Annotated in this window: 1 protein-coding gene; it reads left to right on the forward strand. The window is 64.5% G+C overall.

What is annotated here, in order from left to right:
• Positions 1 to 399: 399 nt before the first annotated feature.
• Positions 400 to 1,567 (forward strand): DUF1989 domain-containing protein (locus EOA27_RS35835; protein ID WP_127258657.1); only part of this gene is annotated, 1,168 nt, incomplete at its 3' end.

Here is a 1,567-nt window from a genome sequence, read left to right on the forward strand (position 1 = left end):
GAAACTGGTTCGCCGCAGCGCCGCGCCAAGCCGACCGCTTGGCGCTGCGGCGACCGCATCATAGGGAGAGAAAACTGTTACCTATGTATCCGGTTCAAAGTGTTACCCATCTATCCGCTGGACACTGGCCGCAACGACGGCACTCCGATCCGCAGCGTTGGCGATTGGCGAAATCGAAGGCGGCAGCGTCCTTCGCCCCGTTCACGGGGAGAAGGTGCCCGAAGGGCGGATGAGGGGCGGCGCCGACGTTCGAAGGACAAGCATGTCGGCAAACCACCTCGCGGCGATCGCACCCAGAGCACCACACCTTCTTGCCAAATCCATCTCCCCTGCTATTCTCTCAGCGAAAATAATTTTACACACAGGCAAACTTGTTTCTCGCTCGGAGGAGGGTTTGAGATGAGCCAGTCGCCCTACCCCGCCGTCCTGTCCGGGCCGCCCAAGCCCAGCCTGATCCTGAGGCCCGGCGAGATCCGCCTGCCGCCGGGCCTGGAGCGCTACACCGTGCAGGGCAATGGCGCGGTGCTGATCGACGTCGAGGCGGGCGACAGCGTCAGTGTGACCAATGTCGAGGGCGGGCAGCCTTGCGAATTGCTGGCCTGGGATAAAACGGGGATCACCGATCCCGGCATTTTCGGTGAGAGGTCGAACAGCAATGCGGCCGGCATCAAGGCGCTCCTTGCCGAAGGGGACGACAGTCTCTCGGCGGTTCGCCTCAGCCTCGAGCGCCGCAAGGTGGAGTTCGACCAGCCGAAGGCCGTGCGCGTGTTCGGGGGCGCCACGCCGGCGGGCACCGAGCAGAGTTTTTCCGTGCAGCGCGACGGCGCGCTGCTGATCGCGGCGCCCGGCGGGCCTATGCTGGTCGACGGCCACAACACGGCGACGCCGGTGACCGTGCTGGTGCGCCGCGCCACGATCCGGCTGAAGACGAGAGGGCAGCTTGCCGATCCGCTCGCCGATCCGGTGCTCGATCTCAGGGTGCATTCGGCGACCGCCGAATCCTATTTCGTCAGGGCCGGCGACTATCTGCAGATCATCGACGTCGACGGCCGGCAGTGCACCGATTTCCAGTGCTTTTCGGCGCGCAAACTGGATAAGGGGCACGACCTGCCGCTCGACGTGACGACGACGCGCACGCTGATGGGCTCGGCCTATCCGATGCCCGGCCTGCATTCGAAATATTACGATCAGGACATGGAGCCGCTGGTCGAGGTGGTGCAGGACACATGCGGCCGGCACGATGCGTTCGCGCTCGCCTGCGCCGCCAAATATTACGACGACATCGGCTATCCGGGCCACACCAACTGCTCGGAGAACTTCAACAAGGCGCTTGCCGACAAGGGTGTCACGCCCCGCGCCGGCTGGATGGCCATCAACTTCTTCTTCAACACGGCGATCGACGCGCATGGCGTGATGGTGTCGGACGAACCCTGGTCGCGGCCGGGCGACTATGTTTTGATGCGCGCCCTGACCGATATCGTCTGCGTGTCCTCGGCTTGCCCGGACGACACCACGCCCGCCAATGGCTGGGACCTCACCGACATCCATGTGCGGACCTATTCCGGCC

The organism is Mesorhizobium sp. M2A.F.Ca.ET.037.01.1.1 (genome assembly GCF_003998075.1).
In the GTDB taxonomy this organism is placed as follows: Bacteria; Pseudomonadota; Alphaproteobacteria; order Rhizobiales; family Rhizobiaceae; genus Mesorhizobium.